At 52.6% G+C, this 24,450-nt stretch carries 25 protein-coding genes; 1 reads left to right on the top strand and 24 read right to left on the bottom strand.

From position 1 onward, the window contains the following. Window positions 1-12: 12 nt before the first annotated feature. The 3 genes from VN24_RS25150 to lpdA form a co-directional block, all read right to left on the bottom strand. A complete protein-coding gene (locus VN24_RS25150) occupies window positions 13-996 on the bottom strand; it encodes an alpha-ketoacid dehydrogenase subunit beta (RefSeq protein WP_045672663.1) in 984 nt (327 codons plus the stop codon). Window positions 997-998: 2 nt separating this feature from the next. Next, entirely contained in the window at window positions 999-2,021 is a 1,023-nt protein-coding gene (locus VN24_RS25155; RefSeq protein ID WP_045672664.1) for a thiamine pyrophosphate-dependent dehydrogenase E1 component subunit alpha, read from the bottom strand. Between the two features lie 93 nt (window positions 2,022-2,114). After that, the gene (gene lpdA / locus VN24_RS25160) at window positions 2,115-3,542 is read right to left on the bottom strand and encodes a dihydrolipoyl dehydrogenase (protein WP_045672665.1); all 1,428 of its coding nucleotides are present in this window, start codon (window positions 3,540-3,542) and stop codon (window positions 2,115-2,117) included. Between the two features lie 209 nt (window positions 3,543-3,751). On the opposite strand from lpdA, the gene VN24_RS25165 reads away from it, so the two are divergent. Further along, window positions 3,752-4,036 carry a DUF2627 domain-containing protein gene (locus VN24_RS25165; RefSeq protein ID WP_045672666.1) on the top strand — a complete coding sequence of 95 codons (285 nt, stop codon included), beginning with the start codon at window positions 3,752-3,754 and terminating at the stop codon, window positions 4,034-4,036. A gap of 104 nt (window positions 4,037-4,140) precedes the next feature. Here the strand turns inward: VN24_RS25165 and VN24_RS25170 are convergent, their stop codons facing one another. From VN24_RS25170 to spoIIIAG, 21 genes are all read right to left on the bottom strand, one after another. Then, window positions 4,141-5,496, bottom strand: coding sequence for a TrkH family potassium uptake protein (locus VN24_RS25170; protein ID WP_045672667.1), 1,356 nt, complete (start codon window positions 5,494-5,496; stop codon window positions 4,141-4,143). Between the two features lie 38 nt (window positions 5,497-5,534). Further along, entirely contained in the window at window positions 5,535-6,212 is a 678-nt protein-coding gene (locus VN24_RS25175; protein ID WP_045672668.1) for a potassium channel family protein, read from the bottom strand. A gap of 515 nt (window positions 6,213-6,727) precedes the next feature. Beyond that, window positions 6,728-7,546 carry a sporulation transcription factor Spo0A gene (gene spo0A, locus VN24_RS25180; protein ID WP_045672669.1) on the bottom strand — a complete coding sequence of 273 codons (819 nt, stop codon included), beginning with the start codon at window positions 7,544-7,546 and terminating at the stop codon, window positions 6,728-6,730. A 218-nt stretch (window positions 7,547-7,764) separates the two neighbouring features. Then, window positions 7,765-9,102: a SpoIVB peptidase gene (gene spoIVB, locus VN24_RS25185; RefSeq protein ID WP_045672670.1), complete on the bottom strand. Its 1,338-nt coding sequence runs from the start codon at window positions 9,100-9,102 to the stop codon at window positions 7,765-7,767. A 121-nt stretch (window positions 9,103-9,223) separates the two neighbouring features. Further along, a complete protein-coding gene (gene recN, locus VN24_RS25190) occupies window positions 9,224-10,924 on the bottom strand; it encodes a DNA repair protein RecN (RefSeq protein WP_045672671.1) in 1,701 nt (566 codons plus the stop codon). Window positions 10,925-10,961: 37 nt separating this feature from the next. Beyond that, window positions 10,962-11,411 (bottom strand): transcriptional regulator AhrC/ArgR, encoded by a 450-nt coding sequence (gene ahrC, locus VN24_RS25195; protein ID WP_045672672.1) that lies wholly within the window; start codon window positions 11,409-11,411, stop codon window positions 10,962-10,964. 50 nt (window positions 11,412-11,461) lie between these two features. Continuing rightward, the gene (locus VN24_RS25200; protein WP_045672673.1) at window positions 11,462-11,911 is read right to left on the bottom strand and encodes a hypothetical protein; all 450 of its coding nucleotides are present in this window, start codon (window positions 11,909-11,911) and stop codon (window positions 11,462-11,464) included. 358 nt (window positions 11,912-12,269) lie between these two features. After that, window positions 12,270-13,088 (bottom strand): TlyA family RNA methyltransferase, encoded by an 819-nt coding sequence (locus VN24_RS25205; protein ID WP_045672674.1) that lies wholly within the window; start codon window positions 13,086-13,088, stop codon window positions 12,270-12,272. 94 nt (window positions 13,089-13,182) lie between these two features. Next, a complete protein-coding gene (gene dxs / locus VN24_RS25210) occupies window positions 13,183-15,078 on the bottom strand; it encodes a 1-deoxy-D-xylulose-5-phosphate synthase (RefSeq protein WP_045672675.1) in 1,896 nt (631 codons plus the stop codon). 129 nt (window positions 15,079-15,207) lie between these two features. Further along, window positions 15,208-16,119, bottom strand: a complete 912-nt coding sequence (locus VN24_RS25215) for a polyprenyl synthetase family protein (protein WP_045672676.1) — start codon at window positions 16,117-16,119, stop codon at window positions 15,208-15,210. Next, entirely contained in the window at window positions 16,116-16,379 is a 264-nt protein-coding gene (gene xseB, locus VN24_RS25220) for an exodeoxyribonuclease VII small subunit (protein WP_045672677.1), read from the bottom strand. Before xseB ends, VN24_RS25215 begins: the two co-directional genes overlap by 4 nt. Then, window positions 16,363-17,733: an exodeoxyribonuclease VII large subunit gene (gene xseA, locus VN24_RS25225; RefSeq protein ID WP_045672678.1), complete on the bottom strand. Its 1,371-nt coding sequence runs from the start codon at window positions 17,731-17,733 to the stop codon at window positions 16,363-16,365. Before xseA ends, xseB begins: the two co-directional genes overlap by 17 nt. 7 nt (window positions 17,734-17,740) lie before the next feature. Beyond that, the gene (gene folD, locus VN24_RS25230; protein WP_045672679.1) at window positions 17,741-18,601 is read right to left on the bottom strand and encodes a bifunctional methylenetetrahydrofolate dehydrogenase/methenyltetrahydrofolate cyclohydrolase FolD; all 861 of its coding nucleotides are present in this window, start codon (window positions 18,599-18,601) and stop codon (window positions 17,741-17,743) included. Window positions 18,602-18,665: 64 nt separating this feature from the next. Continuing rightward, complete coding sequence (nusB, locus tag VN24_RS25235; protein ID WP_045672680.1) at window positions 18,666-19,118, bottom strand: transcription antitermination factor NusB; 453 nt, start codon at window positions 19,116-19,118, stop codon at window positions 18,666-18,668. Window positions 19,119-19,285: 167 nt separating this feature from the next. Beyond that, on the bottom strand, window positions 19,286-19,516 hold the full coding sequence (locus VN24_RS25240) for a DUF2273 domain-containing protein (protein WP_045672681.1): 231 nt from the start codon (window positions 19,514-19,516) through the stop codon (window positions 19,286-19,288). A gap of 17 nt (window positions 19,517-19,533) precedes the next feature. Further along, window positions 19,534-20,094 (bottom strand): alkaline shock response membrane anchor protein AmaP, encoded by a 561-nt coding sequence (gene amaP / locus VN24_RS25245; protein ID WP_045672682.1) that lies wholly within the window; start codon window positions 20,092-20,094, stop codon window positions 19,534-19,536. 95 nt (window positions 20,095-20,189) lie between these two features. Continuing rightward, a complete protein-coding gene (locus tag VN24_RS25250; RefSeq protein ID WP_045672683.1) occupies window positions 20,190-20,597 on the bottom strand; it encodes an Asp23/Gls24 family envelope stress response protein in 408 nt (135 codons plus the stop codon). Between the two features lie 164 nt (window positions 20,598-20,761). Further along, window positions 20,762-22,135, bottom strand: a complete 1,374-nt coding sequence (gene accC / locus VN24_RS25255; protein ID WP_045672684.1) for an acetyl-CoA carboxylase biotin carboxylase subunit — start codon at window positions 22,133-22,135, stop codon at window positions 20,762-20,764. Window positions 22,136-22,156: 21 nt separating this feature from the next. Continuing rightward, on the bottom strand, window positions 22,157-22,642 hold the full coding sequence (gene accB / locus VN24_RS25260; RefSeq protein ID WP_045672685.1) for an acetyl-CoA carboxylase biotin carboxyl carrier protein: 486 nt from the start codon (window positions 22,640-22,642) through the stop codon (window positions 22,157-22,159). Window positions 22,643-22,912: 270 nt separating this feature from the next. After that, window positions 22,913-23,731: a SpoIIIAH-like family protein gene (locus VN24_RS25265; RefSeq protein ID WP_045672686.1), complete on the bottom strand. Its 819-nt coding sequence runs from the start codon at window positions 23,729-23,731 to the stop codon at window positions 22,913-22,915. Window positions 23,732-23,784: 53 nt separating this feature from the next. Continuing rightward, the gene (gene spoIIIAG / locus VN24_RS25270; RefSeq protein WP_045672687.1) at window positions 23,785-24,423 is read right to left on the bottom strand and encodes a stage III sporulation protein AG; all 639 of its coding nucleotides are present in this window, start codon (window positions 24,421-24,423) and stop codon (window positions 23,785-23,787) included. Window positions 24,424-24,450 lie beyond the last annotated feature (27 nt).

Raw genomic sequence — 24,450 nt, forward strand, 5'->3', positions numbered from 1 at the left:
CTTCGAAAGCGTTTAATACAGCGCCAGCTGACGCATCGCTTCCTTCACTTTATCCTTGTTCAGCATAAAAAACTTCTCGCCGACCGGATTAAACGGCATTGCCGGCACATCGGGTCCGCACAGACGGGCGATTGGGGCATCCAGCTCATACAGCAGCTCCTCGGCAATAATAGCCGCCACTTCCGCTCCGATGCCGCCGGTCTTGTTGTCTTCGTGGATAATAAGCACTTTGCCTGTGCGGCTGACCGCTTCCAAAATGCTTTCTTTGTCCAGCGGCTGCAGCGTGCGCAGATCGAGAATATGGGCGCTGATCCCTTCCTGAGCGAGCTCCTCGGCGGCCTGCATTGCAAAGTGCAGCGGCAGGCTGTAGCTGATGACCGTGATGTCGTCCCCTTCGCGCAGCACGTTCGCTTTGCCGATCGGAACGACATAATCGTCTTCCGGCACCTCGCCGTTAATAAGCCGGTAACACTTTTTATTTTCAAAGAAAAGGACGGGGTCCGGATCGCGGACGGCCGCTTTCAGCAGTCCTTTCGCATCGTAAGGTGAGAAAGGTGCGACGATTTTCAAGCCGGGCGTGCCGAAAAAGACCGATTCCGGGCACTGCGAATGATATAGACCGCCGAACACACCGCCGCCGATCGGCGCACGGACGACAAGCGGGCAGCTCCAGTCGTTATTGGAACGATAGCGGATTTTTGCCGCTTCGCTTATGATCTGGTTGGTCGCGGGAAACATAAAATCGGAATACTGCATTTCCGCAATCGGCTTCATGCCGTACATCGCCGCGCCAATTGCAACGCCGGCGATCGCCGATTCCGCCAGCGGCGTGTCAAGCGCCCGGTATTCGCCGAACTGCTCAAACAAGCCTTTCGTCGTCGTAAACACGCCGCCTTTGCGCCCAACATCTTCGCCGAGCACGAACACGTCGTCATCGCGCTCCATTTCTTCTTTCATCGCAAGTCGGATTGCGTCAATATAATCCATAACCGGCATCGTTACTTGCCTCCTTGTCCGGCATCGTCCGCATACACATGCCATAACGTGCTTTCGGCAGGCGCGAAAGGCGCTTTGTCGGCATACGAGGTCGCCTCGTCAAGCAATTCGCGCAGCTTCTTCTGCAGCACCTCATCCCGCGCCTCGTCCCAAAGGCCGCACTCGATCAAATACGCTTTGAACCGGATAACGCCGTCCTTCGCGCGGTTCTCTTCCACTTCTTCCTTGGTACGGTACGCAAGGTCGTTGTCCGAAGTGGAGTGCGGCGACAAGCGGTACATGAACGCTTCGACCAGCGTCGGCCCTTCTCCGGCCACCGCCCGCTCGCGCGCTTCCTTAACGACGCGGTATACTTCAAGCGGATCGTTGCCGTCGACGCGAATGCCCGGGAACCCGTAGCCGAGCGCCCGGTCGCTCACTTTGCCGCCGATCTGCTTATGCATCGGTACCGAGATGGCATACTGATTGTTTTCGCACATCAGAATAACCGGCAGCTTGTGCACCCCGGCAAAGTTGCAGCCTTCATGAAAATCGCCTTGGTTGCTGGAGCCTTCGCCGAACGTCACGAAGGAGACAAAATCTTTTTTCTTCATTTTGGCGGCCAGCGCAAAACCGACCGCATGGGGCACCTGGGTCGTAACCGGGCTGGACCCCGTTACGATCCGCAGCTTTTTGTGGCCGAAGTGGCCCGGCATTTGCCGGCCGCCGCTGTTCGGATCTTCCGCTTTGGCAAAGACGGAAAGCATCAGCTCTTTGAGCGTCATTCCAGCCGTCAGTACAACCCCGTAGTCGCGGTAATATGGCAAAAAATAGTCTTTTTCTTTATTGAGTGCGAAAGCGGCTGCGACTTGAGCCGCTTCCTGTCCGACTCCCGACACGTGGAAATTAATTTTGCCGGCCCGCTGCAGGAGCAGCACCCGCTCATCGAATTTGCGCGCCGTCAGCATCATTTCATACATGGCGACGACCGCTTCGTCACTGAGTCCGACTTCCGAATGACGGAAGCCGAATGAATTTTGGCTCATGAGGAAATCCTCCTTCAACCACCTGTTAATACCAGGTACTAATACTTGGCTACACTCATTATAACGCTTTCCGGATAAAAAGAAAACAGCACCTTAAAACGCCAGCGCCTTGCCGTCGACAGCCAGCATCGCTTCCCCCAGCGCTTCCGACAACGTCGGATGCGGGTGGATCGTTGCGCCCACTTCCCAAGGGGTCGCATCCAGCACCTGCGCCAGCGCCGCCTCCGAAATCAGCTCGGTCGCATGCGCCCCAATCATATGCACGCCGAGAATGTCGCCTGTCTTCTTGTCGGCGACCACTTTGACGAACCCTTCCGGCTCACCGAGCACGACCGCTTTGCCGATGGCCGCGAACGGAATTTTAGCCGTTTTCGGTTCGAAGCCGCTCGTTTTCGCCTGCTCATCCGTGTAACCGACCGAAGCGATTTCCGGACGGCTGTAGACGCATCTAGGAATGTAGCGCGAGGATGCCGGCGCCGGATTTCTTCCGCAAAGGTGCTCCACCGCAATGATGCCTTCGTGCGCGGCGGCATGCGCAAGCTGCATGCCCCCCGTAACATCTCCGATCGCGTATATATGCGGTTCTCCCGTTTGCTGCGAAGCGTTAACGGCTACAAAGCCGTCCTGAACCCGGATGTCCGTATTTTCAAATCCGAGCTCCTCGACATTGGCCTGACGGCCAACCGATACGAGCATTTTACTTGCGGACAGGACGACATTCCCTTCGCTCGTTTCCGCTTTGATCGAAGCTTCTCCGTTGCCCTTCGTTACGCTGTTAACATCCAAACGAACACCGGTCAAAATGCGCACGCCGCGGCGTTTCAGCGCACGCGTCAGCTCGGCGGACACTTCGCCGTCTTCACCGGGCAGCAGTCTCGCCGCCGCTTCGACCAGCGTCACCTCGACTCCGAAGTCGCGGAGCATGGACGCCCACTCCACGCCAATTACCCCGCCGCCAATAATAAGGATCGAATCCGGGAGAGTTTCCATTCGCAGCGCATCATCGCTGGTCATGATCAGTTCGCCGTCCGCTTCCAGCCCTTGGAGCAACCGCGGTCTGGAACCGGTAGCGATGATCAGATTTGTGTTCACGACCGTTTCCATCTCGCCGTCCGGAAGCTCTACGGCGACGGATCCGCTTTTGGGCGAGAAAATGGACGGACCGATAATCCGCCCTTTGCCGTTAATGACTTGAATGCCGTGTTTGCGCATCAAATGCTGAAGTCCGCGGTACAGTTGCTCCACCTTTTCGGTTTTCTGCTGCTGCACGGTGCCGAATTGAAGCGAAACCGCGCTTTTATCCACTTGAATTCCATATTTGTCCGCATGAAGCAGCGTCGAATAAACTTCGGCACTCCGCAGAAGCGCTTTGCTTGGAATGCAGCCTTTATGTAAGCATGTTCCGCCGAGCTTGTCCATCTCGATGATGGCGACGCTTTTCCCCATCTGTGCGGCTTTGATCGCCGCCGTATATCCGCCTGGGCCGCCTCCGAGAACGGCGACATCCACTTGAATTGCCATTTTGTTTTCCCTCCGTCAGTTGCTGCAAGCCGGTCTTGCCAGACTGTTATGATAGGATAATGTACATTGCTCTATTGTACCTTTTTTTGCGGGAGAAAACACGTCCGGCGAATAATGCGGTTTCACGCGGGGAAGCGATGGACAGATATAGTTGAAAACGGTATGATGAAAAATAATGCCTGATCCGTCACTGAAGGAGAGAGACGCAGATGAAGCTGGTCATTTCGCGTTTTATTGCAGTTCTTGTTCTTGTGATTCCGGGAATAGTGGCTTGTATCGGTTTTCTAAAAATGAAAGACTCCACCTTTTCTTACTTTGCCCAATTTGGCGACGATCGGATCGTGCCGGAATTTAACTGGTTCATGTTTATTGCCGGCTTTGTCATGTTTGCGGCAGGCATCGGCTTTATCGGCGGATGGATTTTTTTCCGGGACCGGAAGCATAATTACGTCGCAGCCAAGTTTAACAAAAAGCGCTCCGGCTCCAACGTATAACCGCCAAGGCAGCCGCACAGGCAATACCGCTCCCCAACTTGTACAATATAACAGACTACGAGGAAAAGAGTTGCTTGTCATGTCTTTTATTTGCATCCAACATTCTACCCGATAAGTATTTTTTCTTCGGGATATTTGAAATTAGCTTGCGATTGTTTTTTGGTCAATGCAAACGCCAGCGTTAACGGACCCAACCGGCCTACAAACATTAAAAGAATAATAATCAATTTCCCGAATGAACTTAATTCCGGGGTTGCGCCCAAACTTAATCCGACCGTTCCGAATGCCGAAACCGCTTCGAATGCCAGGTTCATCAGTGAAATATCCTTCTCTGTTAACTCCAGCAAAAATACCGCACTGAATATGATAATAACTCCAATCATCGAAATCGAAAGGGCACGAAAAACCAGTTCATTGGATATTCTTCTTTTGAACACGTTTATGCCGTCTTTCCGTGTGATAAAAGCCCAGACAACAAGAAGAAGGAGCAGGAATGTCGTTATTTTTATTCCTCCGGCAGTACCCCCGGTCGCCCCTCCGATAAACATCAATGCCATCGTAAGAAGAATCGAATCATTTTTCAACTGGGTTAAATCCAGCGTATTAAATCCTGCCGTTCTCGGCGTTGTCGCATGAAAAAACGAAGCCAATATTTGATCTCCAATCGACAATTGACCTAACGTATCGGGATTCCGGCTTTCAATTCCAAAAATCAAAATCGTGGCAACGATATTGATTATTAGTGTGGAAATTAACGCTAATTTGGTATGAAGCGACCATTTGCGGAAATTAAATTTTTTATGGGTCACATCCATAATTACCGTAAATCCAATACCGCCTAAAATGAATAATGAAGCAATAATTAAATTAATTGCAGGATTGCCGACCCATTTGCTTAAATTATCGAATTCCAATCCAAATCCGGCGTTGTTAAATGCGGATATTGAATGGAATAACCCATAATAAAGCGCTTTTGGCCAACCCATTTCATTTGACCAAGCAACGGCTAATAAAAGCGCCCCTGCCCCTTCGATAAAAAAGGTTGCGGTAAGGATGATTTTAACCAATTTGACTAAGCCGGATAATGAAAATTGGTTCGTTGCGCTTTGAATCAGCAATCGTTCCGATAATCCGATTTTTTTGCCTAATAGAAGGGCGATTAAAATTCCGAATGTCATAAACCCTAGACCGCCGATGGTAATCAGAACCATAAGCACAACCTGTCCAAAAACCGTAAACGTTGTACCCGTATCAACAACGACCAATCCGGTAACACATACAGCGGATGTTGCTTCAAATAAAGCATCCATAAATGCAAGTCGATGCTCGGGATGCGTAGAGATCGGTAACATTAAAAGGAAGGTGCCAAACATAATCGTGATGACAAAGCCGATTGCCAACGTTTGCGGAGGACTCAGCTTTAAATGGTTCCATTTTTTATATTTTTGTACGCCTAACATGCTTCACCTGATTTCTGTTTCATAAATTTATATTCCGACTATGCGCGAACGGGTGTTCCTTTGCTGATTTTATTTTCAAATTCTTCGATTTGTTCATTTAAACCAATCACAACAATGATATCTTTTTCTTCAAGAATAATATCGGCTGAGGGAGCAATAACGATTCCTTTTTTCTTGTTTACCGCCACGACGCTTAACCCGAATTTTGCCCTTAAATTTAATTCCATCAGCGATTGTCCAGACAATCGAGCTGGAATGCCTATTTCAGCTATGGAATAATCTTTGGACAGTTCTATATAATCGAGTATGTTTGGTGAAATCAATTGATGCGCGACTTTGGCCCCCATATCTCTTTCCGGAAAAATCACTTTCTCGATCCCGATCCGTTCCAGAACTTTGCCATGTAAGGTGGATAAAGCTTTAGCAACGATCATCTTAACCCCGAGATCCTTTAACAAAATGGCTGTCATAATACTGGCTTGAATATCATCCCCGATTGCAACTACCGCACAATCAAAATTGCGAATCCCGAGTGAACGGAAAACATCTTCCTCAGTCGAATCGGCTACAACACAATGGGTCAATTTAGTGGCCATATCGGCAACGATTTCTTCATCCTTGTCTATTCCCAATACCTCATAACCGCTTTCCGTCAGCGTCAGAGCTAAACTTGAACCGAATCTTCCTAAACCGATAACAGCAAATTGTTGTTTCATAATAATTTCTCCTCGTTCCCTTAATTGGTCATAACGGAGGGTAATTTTGTACAATTTCCATCGATATTAATAATTCCTAAATTTTAAGTCGACTATCCAGACCACTGTCAAAAATCTGTCCGTTACTTTAAACGTTAAAATTGACAATAAAAAACCACAGAGGTAAGATACCCTGTGGTCGGATAGCGAACTCAATGTTTCACGCTCCTCCCTCAATCCACGCTTACGAGGTTAGCTGCCGGATTCGGGCGGCTCACTCGAAGCGCTTGATAGAAAACTGACTGGAAGAACAATACAGCATGAAGTTATCAAGCTGAAATTCAATATCGGTCATAAAAATACCACTCCCTTATTGTTTTTGAAACCCAATAAAGAAGCGGTATTAGTTGGCTTATTATTCAGAAGTTTATCGGTATAGATTCCGCAAGTTAGGATATTAGTCGTCAAAATTGTTCTGGTTGTAAACGAATTCCAAATCCGCGCTATCCCTTGTTATACCGTTACTCTTCCCTCTTTCACGATACCTTATGCTCGATCCGCAGCTTGTCGGCGACCATCGCGATGAACTCGCTATTCGTAGGCTTCGATTTGCTGATGTTGATCGTGTAGCCGAACAGGTGGCTGATGCTGTCGATGTTGCCGCGCGTCCAGGCGACTTCGATCGCGTGGCGGATCGCACGTTCGACGCGGGACGGCGTCGTTTTGAATTTTTCGGCGATCGCGGGATAAAGCGTTTTGGTAATGGCTCCCAAAATTTCGATGTTGTTATAAACCATCGTGATCGCTTCGCGCAAATATTGGTATCCTTTAATATGCGCCGGAACACCGATTTCATGAATAATGCTCGTAATGTTTGCGTCCAAATTTTTTCCCTTTTGAATCGGCACGACGTTGGACTTCGAATTATTTGTCGTTGTGACGTTATAAGAAGATGCGGACGAGACGACCGTTTGGTTGCCGATCAACTGCCGGATCCGGTTGGCAAGAACTTCCATATCGAACGGCTTCAAAATATAATACGAAGCCCCGAGCTGTACCGCTTTTTGCGTAATGTTTTCTTGACCGAAAGCCGTAAGCATAATGATTTTTGGCATGGGCGAAATGTTCATTTCACGCAGCCGTTCCAAAACACCGAGTCCATCGAGATGAGGCATAATAATATCTAAAATAAGAATATCCGGAGGGCGGTTTGCTTCATTCAGTTGACGCAGCACTTCCTCGCCGTTATAGGCAATGCCGGCCACTTCCATATCCGCTTGGTCCGAGATATATTCGGATAATAAATTCGTGAACTCGCGGTTATCATCCGCCAAAAGAACTTCTATTTTTTGCAAGATCATATCCTCCTCAATCTATTTTTATGTGGAGTGTCAGCCTTTTTCTTCCTGCTAGAAAACAAATTCGACACCCCGGTTGAAATTCCTCCTGTCGAAAATTCTTTTTCTTTATTTATTTTGAGCAATCCTTTATAATAAAGAATTTATTACATTGTCCGTTCTTTTTCGTTTAATTTCGACATCCTGCAATAACGTTTAAAAAAAATCTTAAGGCGTTAAGCCGCCTTAAGATTTTGGGAAGCCGAATGTCTGCCGGATTTAAGGAGCACGCCCGCGTCTTGCAGCATCCATTCGATAAAGCATCCGTATCCTGAAGAAGGGTCGTTCACAAAGACGTGAGTTACGGCTCCGATCAGCTTGCCGTTTTGAATAACCGGACTGCCGGACATTCCTTGAACGATGCCGCCCGTCAGTTTCAGCAGCTTAGGATCGGTTACTTTAATGACCATTCCTTTTGTTGCCGGGTTCGTCTGTTTGCTTACATGCGATATTTCAATTTTAAACCGTTCCACCTTCTGGCCGTTCAAAACGGTAAGAATTTCGGCAGGCCCTTCCTTTACTTCTTCGGCAAACGCTACCGGCACCGATCGGTTGTCGTAGCTGTGATCGGGCAGTTCTTTCATTTTGCCGAAGATGCCAAACGATGTGTTATGCTCGATATTGCCTAAAATTTTGTTTTCATTGACAAAGTGGGCCCTTTTCTCTCCCGGTTCACCGCTTTGGCTTTTATTGATGGAGGTGACGTTCGATTGCAATATTTGCCCGTCCCCTACCTCGATCGGAGTACCGGTATCCAAATCGGTAATGATATGTCCCAGCGCCCCATAGACCCCCTGATCCGGAGCGTAAAACGTGAGCGTTCCTACGCCGGCGGCCGAATCGCGAATATACAGCCCGAGACGCCAAGATTTATCCTCCGCATCGAATACCGGCTGCAGCTCGGTTTCGATCAGCTTTCCGGAACGCTTAATGAGCAAATGAAGCGGTTTGTTTGCGGCGCCCGCCTTTTCGGCGAATGAGGCAACCTTTTGAACTTCACGTACAGGCGTTCCATTAATTTTTACGATAAGATCGCCAAGCTTGATTCCTGCCTTCTCTCCCGGTGAAACTTTACGAACCATTTTATCATTCACTTGATGGTGGCCGACGACAAGCACCCCGGCAGACTTTACTTTCACGCCGATCGTTTGCCCGCCGGGAATAACGCGAAGATCGGGAACGACATTGACTTTAACCGTTTTAAAAGGAATTTTGCCGAATAATTTCAACCTTAAAGTCGTTTCTCCGCTGCTGTTCGATTGAATCGATATCGGTTTGTTCAGATCGACAGGCAGCGAGCCCAGACTTGAACCGTTGACATGCACGATGCGCGGGTCGACGGTCATAACTGCATGAACGGGCATACCATAGTCCAACCGCTTCATTTGCCCAGAAAACAACCGAACTTCATTCGGGAATGCGGCGAAATGCTGAAACGGGGCGGAGCTTCCGATCATGCAAACGACGAATACGAGAACTAATCCAAACCATCGCTTCCGCTGTTTGGCGCTCAATGATTTCACGCTCCCTGTAGTTCCATCGCTTGACGAGAAAGGTTTTCGCCATTTGCGTACCTATAAGGTACCCCGCCCCCCCTGTTTTATGTCCGCAAAAACATTCCCTGGCTGCCTTTCATTACGCCCCTTTCTGCTGATCGGCCAAGTGAAGCATTTCCTGTGCGTGGTGCCTTGTTTTTTCCGTCACTTCCACTCCGCCGAGCATGCGCGCAAGCTCTTCGATCCGCTCTTTATCGGTCAGCTCCTTGACCGAGGTCGAAGTGCGCTCGCGCTCGATATTTTTGCTGATTTCGTAATGATAATCCGCCATACAGGCGACCTGCGGCAGATGGGTGATTGAGAACACTTGACATTGCGAAGACAAACGCGACATTTTTTCCGCAATCGCCTGCGCAGCCCGTCCGCTTACCCCTGTATCCACTTCGTCAAAAACGAGTACCGGCACTTGGTCGATCTTTGCAAAAATGCTCTTCAGCGCCAGCATAATACGGGACATTTCCCCGCCCGAGGCAATTTTGCTGAGCGGCTTGAGCGGTTCACCGGGGTTGGGAGCGAGCATGAAAGCAGCCTCATCCAGCCCGTTGACGCCTAGGCGCAGCTGCTCGCCGGAATGAAGCTGTTCCAGCTGAACCTGAAAGATGGTCCGGCTCATGCCGAGCTGCTTCAGCTCGGCTTCAATGGAAGCGGAAAGCCGATCACCCGCATCTCTCCGTTTATCCGAAAGCCGTTTTCCAAGCTTGACCGCCTTGGCATGCAGCTTCTCCGCCTTCTCCGTCAGCTTCTGCAAATGCTCGTCGCGGTTTTCGATCAAATCGCGTTCGGTCGTAATTTTGGCCGCGTAGGCGAGAATGTCGGGAATCGATTCGCCGTATTTACGCTTTAACGTATGGATCAGATCGAGCCGGTCCGATATTTCGGCAAGCCGTTCAGGGTCGCTCTGAACGCTATCCTTGTAATCCCTCAATTGAAACACGGCATCCTCGGCTTGATAAAAAGCAGACTGCAGCTGTTCCACGATCGGATTCAGGGCAGCGCCGTCATAGGCGCGAATATCCTCCAGCTTTGCCAGCGCCTTGCTGAACGCATCCAGCCCTTCCGCGCCGAACAGCAGCGAGTATGCCCCCGAAACGCTGTGCATAATTTTCTCCGTATGGGATAGCTTGCTCTTCTCCTCCGCAAGCCATTCCTCTTCGTCCGGTTTTAAATTCGCCGCTTCGATTTCTTCGATTTGAAAACGGTACAAATCAAGCAGCTGCATATTTTGGCGTGTTGATTCCTCGACTTGCCGGAGGGCGGCTTTCACTTGCTGATAGTCGCCGAACACGCTTTGATATTCGGCTTTTAAATCGGCCAATTCAGCGCCGGCAAATAAATCGAGCCATTCCAAATGGTGCTCGCTCTTCAGCAGCGACTGATGCTCATGCTGTCCGTGAACGTTCACGAGACATTCGCCCACTTCCCGAAGCATCGTCATATTGACGATGCTTCCGTTAATACGGCACGCGCTCTTGCCGGTAATAGACAGCTCGCGTTTAATGATCAACAAATCTTCGGGCGACGCCTTCAGCCCGAGTTTGTCCATCACTTTCCAGGCAGGGTGATCGCTTGGGAGCTCGAACATCGCTTCCATCTCCGCTTTATCGCATCCGTAACGCACCATATCCGAGGAGCCTCTTCCGCCGACCAGCAAACTAAGCGCATCGATCAGAATCGATTTCCCGGCGCCCGTTTCACCGGTTAAGACATGAAACCCGTTATGAAACTCTACCGCTACCTCTTCAATTACCGCTAAATTACGAATTGACAATTCACGAAGCATAAGATGAACACCCCTTAATGAAATGGTTGTTAATACATCAATTCATCATGCCATGAAGCGTCTGGACCAGCTTGCCGCTCTGCTCCCTGCTTCTGCATATAATCAGGATCGTATCGTCGCCGCAAATGGTACCCATCACTTCGGGCCAGTCCATTCCGTCGATCAATGCGCCGATCGTGTTGGCCGTCCCCGGCAAACATTTCATGACGACCAGATTGTCGGTATAATCGATATGGAGAAAATGGTCCAGCAGCGCCCGCTTCAGCTTGTTGACCGGTACGGCCCGCTGTTCCTGCGGCAACGAATATTTGTATCGGCCGTCCTCGGCCGGAATTTTAATCAGCTGCATCTCCTTAATATCCCGCGATACGGTTGCTTGAGTCACCTGCAGCCCTGCGTTGCGCAGCGACTCCACGAGCTCATCCTGGGTTTCGATTATCTCCTGTGCAATAATCTCCCGAATTTTTACTTGCCGCAGTCCTTTCATCATTGACCTCCTAAAAACTCATGTTTGTATGTTAGCTCGCAGCACTCCGGCTATTGATTGTCCAGTAAAAATTTCACCATTCGTACCGATCCGTCCCTCATGTCCACAACCAGAATGCCTTCCATTTGCGGCAGCAGCAAACTGTATACGAGCAGCCGGTCTCTCAGCCCGCTTCCCGTCCAATTCATCGGTTGCCTCTCCCGCGCCATCTTGACGGCATACATTAAACCGTCTTTCTCGGCAATATAATCCACATAAATCCGGCTCTGCAGCGGTTTGCCGTCCAGCTCCAATTCAATCGGGAGCCGGTGTTTGCCTGAACTTACGGCATAGCCGCAGGACTCCAGAAGCAGAACCGCCTCATCATCGGGTTCAAGCGGTTCTCCGCTGCCCAGAATCAGCCTGTTCACTGCCCTCGGCTCATGGAGCCAATGATACAAAGCCCGGTAAATCCAATATAACACCAACACGGAGGCTGCAATCATAACCAGTCCGTCCATGTTTCTCCACTCCCATCTCCCCGCTGTAATAAATTCCTTATTATTTTCGAGTTGCGGGGAGAAGATTCCTCTTATCGATTATAAATCCGCACGTCACACGAACGCTTGTTTGGTTTTTTTAGTTTACCAAATGATTCGGGTATCTGTAAAGTAGGCGCACAGGCCATTTTAAGAACGACGCCCATGAGAAAACCTCTATCGAGGCCTCTCAGGGATGATTGTCCGCGTTTAAAGGAGGTTTATCGCCAAGATAGAATTTGATTTTTGCAACTGCGAAATTTATAAATTCTATCTGTGGTCAAAAAAAGACCGGCTATGCATAAAGAAGCATAAGCCAGTCTTTTAAAGCTGCCGCATATCAGGAAAACGTCGATCCCGCTTGGCGGACGATGTCGGCAATGGCGGCTTTGTCCGCCGTCACCGCTCCCGGCTCGTTCTCCCATTTCCAGTAAGCCAGAAATTCAATATTTCCTTCGCCGCCCGTAATCGGAGAAAAGGTAAGGCCGTGAAGCGAGAAACCCGTTTCGGAGGCAAAAGCGAGGACGCTGCTCAGCACCTCTTCATGAACGACCGGATCTCTTACGACGCCCGACTTGCCGACTTTCTCGCGGCCGGCTTCGAACTGCGGCTTGATGAGCGCAACGACGCCCGCACCAACATCCAGCATTCCCGACAGCGCAGGCAAAATAAGCTTCAGCGAAATAAAGGAGACGTCGATGGAAGCAAAATCCGGGGCCGGACCGTTCAATCCTTCCCGGGTTAAATAACGAAAGTTCGTCCGCTCCATTACATTCACCCGCTCGTCCTGCCTGAGCGACCAGTCGAGCTGATTGTAGCCGACATCGATCGCATAGACGTAATGGGATCCGTGCTGAAGGGCGCAGTCGGTAAATCCGCCCGTCGATGAACCGATATCCAGCATGACGGCTCCTGTTAAATCAAGACCGAACGTCTTGATCGCTTTTTCCAGCTTCAAGCCGCCGCGGCTGACGTAAGGATGGACGGCGCCTTTGACTTTGATGTCGCTCGTGCGGTCCACCTTCGTACCGCTTTTGTCCACAGGCTCGTCATTGACGAGCACCAATCCGGCCATCAGCGCCGCTTTCGCTTTTTCCCGGCTTTCAAAAAAACCGCGTTCCACGAGCAGCACATCGATTCGTTCTTTAAGGTTGGTCATCTATCTTCTTGCTCCTTTAAACGGCATTCGGACAAGGCAAGAGCCCCTGTTTCGATGAATCATCGACTATTAAGGGGCTCCGCATATCGTTAATCTAGTGTTGATTTGTTGCGCGCTTGCGCTTCGGCAGTGCGCCGATCACTTCGGCGGCAAGCTTCTCGGCCGTAAGTCCTGTCTCCTGACGCTGCTCTTTAATCGTTCCATGCTCAATGAACAGATCCGGTACGCCGATAATTTTTACTTTCAGTCCCGTTATGCTGTGAAGGGAGTAAAATTCCAACACCGCGCTGCCCAAACCGCCCATCTCCGAGCCTTCTTCCATGACGAAGATGTTAAGTCCTTCTTCAGCAAGCCGAAGCAGCATCGCTTCATCCAGCGGTTTGATGAAACGCGCGTTGACGATGCGCAGTTTGATCCCTTCGCGGCGGAGCAGCTCCGCCGCTTCTTCGGCCGTCTGCAGCATCGGGCCGATCGCAAGCACAACGGCGGAATCGCCCTCGCGAACCGTTTCCCATGTGCCGATCGGAATCGGCGTCATGACCGGATCGATATCGACGCCGAGCCCGTTAATTCGCGGATAACGGACCGCAATCGGCCCTTCGTTGTAATCGACCGCCGTCTTCAGCATGTTGCGCAGTTCGTTCTCGTCTTTAGGCATCATGAGCACCATGTTCGGAATGTGACGCAGGAAGGCGATGTCGTAGACGCCTTGATGCGTTTCCCCATCGGGTCCGACAAACCCTGCACGGTCGATTGCGAAAATAACGTTGGCCTGATGGCGGCAAATATCGTGCACGACCTGGTCGTACGCCCGCTGCAGAAAGGTCGAATAGACGGCAAATACCGGCTTCATCCCTTCAAGCGCGAGCGCCGCCGACATCGTTGCCGCATGCTGCTCGGCAATGCCGACATCGATCATCCGTCCCGGAAACCGCTCCGCAAACTTCAGCAGTCCCGATCCGCCCGGCATTGCCGGCGTAACCGCGATGATGCGATCGTCGAGTTCCGCCAGCTCGATCAAGGCGTCGCCGAACACTTCCGTGTACATCGGAGGCCCGACCGCTTTGAGCACTTGGCCGGACTCGATCTTATACGGAGTGATGCCGTGCCACTTATGCGAATCCGCCTCCGCAGGCAAATAGCCTTTTCCTTTAACCGTCACAACATGAATGAGTACCGGGCCCTGCACGCTTTCCACCTGCTGAAGCACCTCCAGCAGCTGATTCAGATCATGCCCGTCGACCGGACCGAAGTAATGGAATCCGAACTGTTCGAACAAAATGCCGCTGACCAGCAAATATTTGAGGCTGTCCTTGAAGCGCTCGATTGTCTTCGCCAATTTGCCGCCGATGGCGGGTATCCGGTTGAGCGTTGATTGCACTTCTTCCTTGGCCTTCTGGTAATGGCGGTCGGTGCGGATTTTGCCCAAATAACTGTGCAGCGCGCCTACGTTAGGGGCGATCGACATTTCGTTATCGTTCAGAATGACGATCAGGTTTTTCTTCTCGTGCCCGATATGGTTAAGCGCCTCCAGCGCCATCCCGCCGGTCAGGGCGCCGTCACCGATTACGGCGACGACTTTGTTCGTTTCGCCTTTTAAATCTCTGGCGAGCGCCATACCCATCGCGGCCGACAGCGACGTGCTGCTGTGACCCGCTTCCCACACATCATGCTCGCTCTCGGCGCGTTTGACAAATCCGCACAAGCCTTTATATTTGCGCAAAGTACTGAAGCGGTCCATCCTGCCCGTCAAAATTTTGTGCACGTAGGATTGGTGACCGACATCAAAAATAAATTTATCCTGCGGACTGTTGAACAAATAATGAAGCGCCAGAGTCAATTCAACGACACCCAAGTTCGGCGCGAGATGACCGCCCGTCACGGAAAGATTGCGAATAAGAAATTCGCGAATTTCGCCGGCCAGCTGTTCCAGTTCAGGTACGGTAAATGCTTTCAGATCCTGTGGTCCGTTAACGTTGTCGAGCAGCACATTACTTTCCTCGCTTTCATGAACAACTGTTTCTTCGTCGTCCGATAAACATCAGCATTTTCAATCATTATAACACAGCCTTCGCCACGTTTCCTAGGAATTGACACATGAGCTGCCCGTTCGCCGAAGTCAGTGATCCCGCCGCATCAGGTAATCGGCAATGCCAAGCAGACGGCTTGGGCTGGCCAGACCGGCTTCCCGAACGGCTTCCTTGGCGCCCAACGTCAATTTCTCCACGAGCGAGCGGCTTTCGTCCAGACCGATCAAATACGGGTACGTTACTTTTCCCTGTTCGACGTCGCTCTTTGTCTTCTTACCCAGCTTCGCCTCATCGCCAATCAAGTCCAAAATATCGTCCTGGATTTGAAAAGCGAGACCGAGATTCCGCCCGTAGAGTGCCAGCGCATCCAGCTGCTTGCCGTCCGCCCCGCCGACCTTTGCCCCGGCCGTAACCGAAAACACGATCAGATCGCTCGTTTTGTGCAAATGAATATATTCCAGCTCCGAGGCAGAGGTCAGCCCCTGTTCGCCCATAATATCGGCAGCTTGTCCGCCTACCATGCCGGCCGCTCCCGCATACCTGGCCAGGTCCGACGATACGGATAACAGGACGCCCGGATCGATTCCGTGCTTTTGCCCTTCCGTCACAAGATAGAAGGCGTGGGTGAGGAGGGCATCGCCGGCCAGGATCGCCATCGCTTCCCCGAACACTTTATGGTTCGTCGGTTTTCCGCGGCGGAAATCGTCGTCGTCCATCGCGGGCAAATCGTCATGAATCAGCGAGTAAGTATGTACCAGTTCGATGGCGCAGGCGATGGAAAGCGAGGCCTCCGCGTCCTTCTCCTGCCCCCGGACCGCTTCTGCAGCAGCCATGACAAGTACCGGACGCAGTCGCTTGCCTCCGGCCCGAAGCGAATAATCCATCGCTTCCCGTAATTTGGGAGGTACATCCCACAAGGCGGGCACCGCTTCACGAAGCGCACCTTCAACCTTGGCAGCCGCCTGAGCGACATAATCTTGCAGCGTTAGCTGTTCACTCAAGCCTGTTCCCCTCTGTCTTCGCTTGCCGGCGCAAACGGTTTTTTCTCGAAGCCCTGCTCCGATTCAATGAGCATTTCGATTTTTCGTTCCACCTGCTCCAGTTTGCCGCCGCACAAGCGCGACAGCTGCATCCCCTCCTGAAACAGCTCGATCGCCGTTTCCAGCGGCACTTCGCCGCTCTCCAAACGGCTCACGATCGATTCCAGCCGCTCCATTGCCTGTTCAAAAGTGAGATCTGCGGCCTTATTCTCCGTTCCCATCGGTACCATCCTCCTTGATCGACCATACGTGAGCATCCACCGTTCCGTCCGTCAGCTTTACGCGCAGCAGGTCGCCGGGCTGAATGTCCGCGATGGAGCGGATGATCGTTTTACCTTTGTCGTCATAGACGAGACTGTACCCGCGCGACATCACTTTCAGCGGACTCAGCGCATCCAGATGTCTGATCGCCGCACCAAGCTTGTGCCGGTTATCCTTCACGGTTAAGGCCATCGCCCCCTCGAGCCGTTTGACGTTATCCCGCAGCCGCTCGGACTGCCGCAGCGCCCTCTCGCCGGGATGAGCCGCCGCAAGCGCCTGCTGCAGCCGTTCGAAACGGCTTCTCTCCCGTTCCGAGCGGCGGATCATCCGCTGCTGCAGCCGGTCCCCGAGCCGGTCCAGACGCTCCGCATGCTCCAGAAGGTAACGGCGCGGATGCAGGAAAAAAGGCGACCGGCGGGCACGCTGCAGCCGCTCTCTCCGCTGCCGCACCTGAAGCGAAAGCGCCTGCTGCAGCCGCTGCCGCTGCCTTACAAGCTGCTGACGCAGCTCGGCCAAATTCGGCACGGCCAGCTCGGCTGCGGCCGTCGGCGTCGGCGCCCGCAGATCAGCGACAAAGTCGGCAATCGTGAAGTCCGTCTCATGTCCGACGGCCGAGATGACAGGGATCACGGAAGCCGCGATCGCTCTTGCAACGATCTCTTCATTAAAAGCCCACAGCTCCTCGAGCGAGCCGCCTCCGCGTCCAACGATGAGCACGTCCGGCGGCTGAAAGGCGTTGAGCGCTTCGATTGCTTTTACGATGGAAGGGGCGGCGCCTTTTCCTTGTACAAGAACAGGATAAACAAGGACGTTTGCGGAAGGATAACGGCGTTCAAGCGTAATTAAAATATCGCGGATCGCCGCGCCTGTCGGCGAAGTGACGATTCCGATTGTAGCCGGGTAGGCCGGAATCGGCCGCTTCCGTTCCGCGGCAAACAGCCCCTCCGCTTCCAGCTTCTGCTTGAGCTGCTCGAAAGCCAAATAAAGACTGCCGATACCGTCTGGCTGCATCGCATTTACATAAAATTGATAATTGCCGTCTCGTTCATAGACCGATATATTGCCCCTGGCAATGACTTTCGTGCCTTCGCGGGGAATGAACGGCAGCCGCTGGTTGTGCGAAGCAAACATAATGCACTTCAAGCGGCTGTCGCTGTCCTTAAGCGTAAAGTACATATGTCCGCTGGAATGGTGGGTGAAATTCGATATTTCACCGCGCAGCCACACGTCGCCGAGCAGATGGTCCGATTCCAGCTTCATCCGGATGTAGCGGTTTAATTCTTTGATGGAATAAATGCGCGGCGCACCCGCCATAACCGCATCACTCCCCGATACGGTGCGCCCGTTTGGCGGCTGTGAGCGTATTTTTCATCAGCATCGTGATCGTCATCGGACCGACGCCTCCTGGAACGGGGCTAATCGCTCCCGCTACGTCCAAGCAATCGTCGAAATCGACGTCGCCCGCAAGCTTGCCGTTCTCGAGACGGTTGATCCCTACGTCGATTACAACCGCTCCCGGCTTGACGTATCGTTTGTCAATCGCCTTGGCCTTCCCGATTGCGACGACTAAAATATCGGCGCTGGAAGCGATTGCTTCCATATTGGCCGTGCGGGAATGGCAGATCGTTACGGTAGCGTTCTCGCGCAGCAGCAGCATCGATACGGGCTTGCCGACAATATTGCTGCGGCCGATGACGACGGCATGCTTGCCGGCGATATCCGTGCCGCTCCGTTTGATCATCTCGATGACGCCTGCCGGCGTGCAAGGAAGAAGACTGTCATCGCCGATAACGAGATTGCCGACGCTGACAGGGTGAAATCCGTCCACATCTTTGTCGACGCTAATCGCATCGATAACCGCTTTTTCGTTAATGTGGCGCGGCAGCGGCAGCTGGACCAAAATGCCGTTGATCGTGCTTAGATTATTCAGCTTGTCAATGAGGGCCAGCAGCTCCCGTTCGGACGTTTCGGCCGGAAGCCGGTGAACTTCGGAATAAAACCCCATATCGTGGCACGCCTTTTCTTTGCTGCCGACGTATACTTTGGACGCCGGGTCTTCACCGACCAGCACGACGGCCAGTCCGGGTACGATGCCAGACTCTTTCAAACGCGCCGTTTCTTCCTGAATTTCGGCTCGGATTTGTTCCGATATCGGTTTGCCTTTTATAAGCTGTGCTGTCATGTCAAATCTCTCCTAACCGGTTTGAATAACTGTACCGCTTCTTTTTAAAACGGACCGCTTTCAGCTACGCCCGTTTTTTCAGCTCGTCCAACGCTTCGAGCACCCGGCCGAGCACGCCGTTGACAAACTTGCCGGATTCCTCGGTGCCGAAATGCTTGGACAGCTCGATCGCTTCGTTGATGGCGGCCTTTGGCGGCACATCGTCACGGAATACGAGCTCATAACATGCAAGGCGCAAAATTTGTTTGTCCACTCTCGACAGACGGTCAACCTGCCAGCCGGTCAAATACTGCTGCAGCATATCGTCGATCGCCGCTTTGCGCTCCGCGACGGAGGTGACAAGCTCGCGAGCAAACGCCTCCGTTCGGGCCGCTTCGGCTGCATCGACGCCGATCTCATTTTCCGTATCGCGGGATTCCTCCAACAGCATATCAACCGCTTCCTGCGCCGACACGACGTTCATTTCCATCTGGTACAGACTCTGTACCGCTATTTCACGCGCTAACCTACGTTTCATTTTACCTCCCGGAATATCGTTAATGAAAAAACCTCTACCCGTGCCATTCATGGATGAGCGACCGCGTTTAGAGGCAGGGCTAAAAAAACCTATGGTCTCCTCCCTGCTCCGAACCAGGCGCTGCCTGCAGCGCAATTCGGTCCGGAGTACGGAGGAGATCACAGGAATCATCTGAAAGGACGGAACCGCTCGGTCATCCATTCCGCTAGCCGCTGCCAAGGAAAAAGAGGACCGCTCCCCGTATCTCTATGTTTGCCGACGAGATAGCCGATCCAAACGAGCAGCGCAAAAAAAAGCATATTCCAAAAACCGACGAACAAATAAAGAAAGCCGAAAAACAATCCTGCAACAACGCCCGCAGCCCGGCCTCCATACATCTCCCACAATTGTTTCCACATCGGAGCTTAAGCCACCTCTATTCCACGCGGCTCTTAAACGCGGCGCTCTGAATAATATTCGCCACGAAAACCGACACATTTGCAACCGGAATACCCGTAATTTCCTCCACATGCTCTTTGACGGCGCGCTGGATGTCCTCGGTTATGACCGGAATGGATGTTTCGCCGTCAACGACGGTACGAATCGCAATGTCCAGTCCCGCCTCCTCGATGCGGATTCTAGCCCGCATATCCTTCACGCAGCGCTGGCGCGAAGCTGCTTTCAGCGTCAAATTTTCGACCGTCTCGAGCGAAATTCGGATATCTCCGAAATCGGTGCGCTGATCGATGGACGGTGCGGAAGAAGACCCGCGGCTGATCGATACGGCCAAAAGACGAAGGCTGATGATAAAAACGACAACCGTCAAGGCGATGACGGTAACCTGCGGCACGGATCCTTGAACGTAAACTTCCCGGATGAAAGAGCCGACGAAACGGTTCGGAACCGCTCCCACGACCGCCAAAAAAACAATAACGGATACAACCGCGATAACTAAACTGTATAAAAAGAGAAGGAACTTGTCCACTATTTTGCCCAAGCCTAAGGCGCCTCCTTCAATGAGCGTAATGAAACCCCCTTGCGCCGAGCGGCATGCCCATTCACAAGGGGGTGTGTATGGAATCAATAAGCTGATTATTTGACTCGGATAGACGTATCCTCTTCTTCCGGCTTCTCAGCGGTTTTAAAATAGACGTCGTGAATATGCACATTGACTTCAACAACGCTCAAACCGGTCATCATCTCGATCGAACGTTTGACGTTGCGCTGAATTTCTGAAGCGACCTCCGGGATCGGATTGCCGTATTCCACAATGATCGAAACGTCGACTGCCGCTTCGCGCTGGCCGACTTCCACTTTAACGCCTTTGGACAAGTTTTTGCGACCAAGCAGCTCGGCGATCCCGCCGGCCAATCCGCCGCTCATGCCGGCTACGCCGTCTACTTCCACCGTTGCCAGACCGGCGATCACTTCAATCACTTCCGGAGCAATTTGAATGGTACCGATGTCCGTCTTTTCATAATCCGCCGCCATCGTACTCATGATGGTGAACACCCCCATAAATTAGCGTCTTCCGGCCCGCGGCCGGAAGCTCATCCGATACTTATTTCTATACTATAGCATTCCGCGGGAATTATGACAAACCACCGCTTTCAAGCCCTGCAATGTCGTCCGTCCGCCTGCGCTGCAGGGCGGGCACGCAATCGTTATTCCTGCTCCGCGCTCCAGTCAGGGCGGTTCACGTCATGCTCCTCAAGAAACTTGATGTCGAAATCGCCTTGCACAAACTTCGGATGCTGCAGCAGCTTCAAATGAAACGGAATCGTCGTGCGGATGCCGTCAATGGCAAACTCCGACAATGCCCGCTTCATACGGGCGATTACATCTTCACGCGTCGCCCCCCATACGATCAGCTTCGCGATCATGGAATCGTAATGCGGGGAAATCGTATAGCCCGGATATGCGGAGCTGTCGACGCGCACCCCGATGCCGCCGGGAGGCAAATAAAACTCGATGTTCCCGGGGGAAGGCATGAAATTGCGGTCGGGATCTTCTGCATTGATGCGGCATTCCATCGACCATCCGTTTATCTTCAAATCCTGCTGCCGGAACGACAGCGGGTTGCCTTCGGCGACGGAAATCATCTCGCGGATCAGATCGATGCCCGTAATCATTTCCGTTACGGGGTGTTCGACCTGAATACGGGTATTCATTTCCATGAAATAAAAATCGCCGGTCGGCCCGAGCAAAAATTCAAGCGTGCCCGCGCCGGAGTATTCGACCGCCAGCGCGGCGCGCACAGCCGCTTGTCCCATCCGCTCGCGCTGCTCTGGAGTCAAAACCGGGCAAGGCGCTTCTTCCACCAGCTTCTGGCGGCGCCGCTGCACCGAGCAGTCGCGCTCGAACAGATGAACGGCATTGCCGTGCTTGTCGGCCATAATTTGAATTTCCACGTGCTTCATGCCCGTCAAATACTTTTCCAAATAGACGCCGGCATTGCCGAACGCCTTCTGCGCTTCCTGCTGTGCGGTCGTAATTTGCTGAATCAGCGTCTCTTCGTCCTCGGCGATCCGGATGCCCTTGCCTCCGCCTCCGGCCGTCGCTTTAATAATGACCGGATATCCGATCGAGCGGGCAACCGCCACCGCCTCATCCAAATCTTCGATCAAACCGTCCGATCCCGGTATGACGGGCACGTCGGCATCCTTCATCGTCTGTTTGGCGACCGCTTTGTCGCCCATGCGGTTGATCGCGGACGGAGAAGGTCCGATAAACGTAATGTTGCACGATTCGCATATCTCCGCAAAATTGGCATTCTCGGCCAGAAATCCGTATCCCGGATGAATGGCATCGCAACCGGTCAGCGTGGCCACGCTCATAATATTGGTCAAGTTCAGGTAGCTGTCCTTGGAAAGGGTCGGCCCGATGCAGTAAGCCTCGTCCGCCAGCCGGACATGAAGGGAATCCCGGTCCGCTTCCGAGTAAACCGCCACCGTTCCGATTCCAAGCTCGCGGCACGCCCGGATAATCCGGACCGCGATTTCACCGCGATTGGCAATAAGAATTTTTTGAAATTTCACGCTGCAACTCCTCTCTGGCAGTTATTCCGGCTTGACGAGGAACAATGGCTGGCCGTATTCCACCAGTTGACCGTTCTCCACGAGAATCTCTACGATTTCGCCGCGCACTTCCGCCTCCAGCTCGTTCATCAGTTTCATCGCTTCCAAAATGCAGACGACCGATTTTTCGGTGACGCGGTCGCCTTTATTGACATAAGGAGGGTTGTCCGGCGATGAAGAGCGATAAAAAGTGCCGACCATCGGCGATACGATCGTATGCAGATTGTCTTGCGGTGCCGCAGGCTGGGCCGCTGCCGGAGCCGCCGTTTCAGCCGCGGGAGCAGGTGCGTTCGGGACGGCTGCCGGCGTATATGTATTCGTTGCAGGAGCTGTCTGGACGGCTACGACTTCCGTCTTGCCCGGCTTGCGGATCAGCAGGCGAGCCCCTTCATTTTCGATTTCGATCTCTTGAACGGAAGTCTGATCAATCAACTCGATCAACTCTTTGATCTCGCTCAATTTGAACATTCATTTCACTCCTTCAGGTGGTTGCGAAGCCCTAAATCCGCTTCGTAAGTTCCGCTTCATCGGTGATGCCCGACGAAGCCTCATATTCGGTTTGCCAACTTCATGCACACCGGTTCATTGCCATAACGCTAGTATTATAGCATAACGGCAAGTGCAACACTATTGCAAATGCGCCGGTTTCGCCGGAAACGAAGATGAAAGCCCCGCAGAAGGCTTATCTCCACGGAGCTTTCATCATATGGCTTATAGGCCGGAAGCCGCTTGCAGCGATTACGGCACGTACTGGATCGAGACGGCCTCGGCACCTATTCCGAGCTCTTTCATCACCAGATCGAGAATGTCGGCGGCCTGGCTTTTATCCATCTTTTCGCTTTGCACGACGATTTTGTAGTAATTGCCCGCTACGTCTATCGCAACGTTTTTATACTGCTTCGTCAGCGTCTCCTGGATGCCGGTCAGCTTCGTATGCTGCCCTTCGAACTGGTTCAGTTCTTCCACCGCTTTGGACGCCTGTTCGGCATCCTGATCGACGTCCGAAATTTGGCTCATCAGCTTGTCATACTGCTCCGCATACCGCTGCTCGTTCTTTTGCTGGATCTCGTCAAAATAATTGGCGGCCTGCCCTTGCGATTCCCACTGCTCCAGCACTTCCTTGTCGGTTTTGGCTTCGTTTTGGACGGCGCCGCTTTTCCCCCCGTCCGCGGCAGATCCGTCCTTGGCCGCATTATCCTGCTGCGGATCGGCCTTTTGCCCCCCCGCATCATCGCCCGCAGTTCCCGTCTTGCCCGCATCTCCCGTTTTGCCCGCTTCTCCCTGCTTGGCGTCTCCTTCAGAGCGGTGCGAGCCGGAGCCTGCCGGGTCCGAGGCGGAGTTGCCGCTGCCGCCGGCGGTAACTTCGCTGACGACAATATCGCTTTCCGCCCCGCTTTGCGTCGATCCGGCCGTTTCCGTCGCATCCTTTACGGCGGCGCTTTCCGTAAGCAAATCGGTTTTCCCCGCCGTATCTTCGGTGAACAAATAGTAAGCGGACAAAATCACCATCAGACTGAGCATCGATACGAGCCAAATTGTTTGTCTTTTCGAATTCATGTGAACACCCTCCTCATTCTTTCGCTTTATTTACTTAAGCGCGCCCCTTTTGTTTATTGCTGTTTTCGGGGCACGATCGAAATCGAGCTTACCGGCACATCCAATCCCTTCTCCACCGCATCCAAAATTATGCGGCGCACCGTCGCATTCTCCGCGCCTTTAGCGACAACGAGAACCCCCCGAATCTCCGGCTTTATTTTTTTCACCAGAACGGGGGTTTGCTCCCCGGACTGTTCGTACATGACGATCTGGCCGTCCCTCGTTACCTGCGTCACATGTCTCCGGCCGCCGTTTTTGTCGTTTTCGTCGGTTATTTGCTGGGACTCCTTCTCGTTCTTGCCGTACACGATCTCCTCCGTAGAATCGACGGTGACCATGACGCTGACGCTTCCTACCCCGACAATCTGCTCCAATATTTCCTTCAGCCGGCTCTCCAGCGGCTGTTCGATCGAGCTGAACGAGTTGTCCGCATCCGGTCCCTTCCCGCTCCAGGCGGGCTGATCGGTCTCTGCTGTCGAAGTGCTGCCGCTGTCGGTCGGTTCTACCTGACGGAATGTCAGGAAACTGTTGACGATCATTAGTCCCGCACCCAAACATCCGATCAGAAGCAGCCAGCGAAGCGTCCGCACCCGCTTCGTGCCGCCGGGTCCGCCGCCGGCAAGCGACTCCAGTTTCTGCAGCCATTTGGCCACCGCCCTCTCCTCCTCTATCCCGGCCAA

The organism is Paenibacillus beijingensis, from assembly GCF_000961095.1.
Taxonomy (GTDB): Bacteria; Bacillota; Bacilli; order Paenibacillales; family Paenibacillaceae; genus Paenibacillus_O; species Paenibacillus_O beijingensis.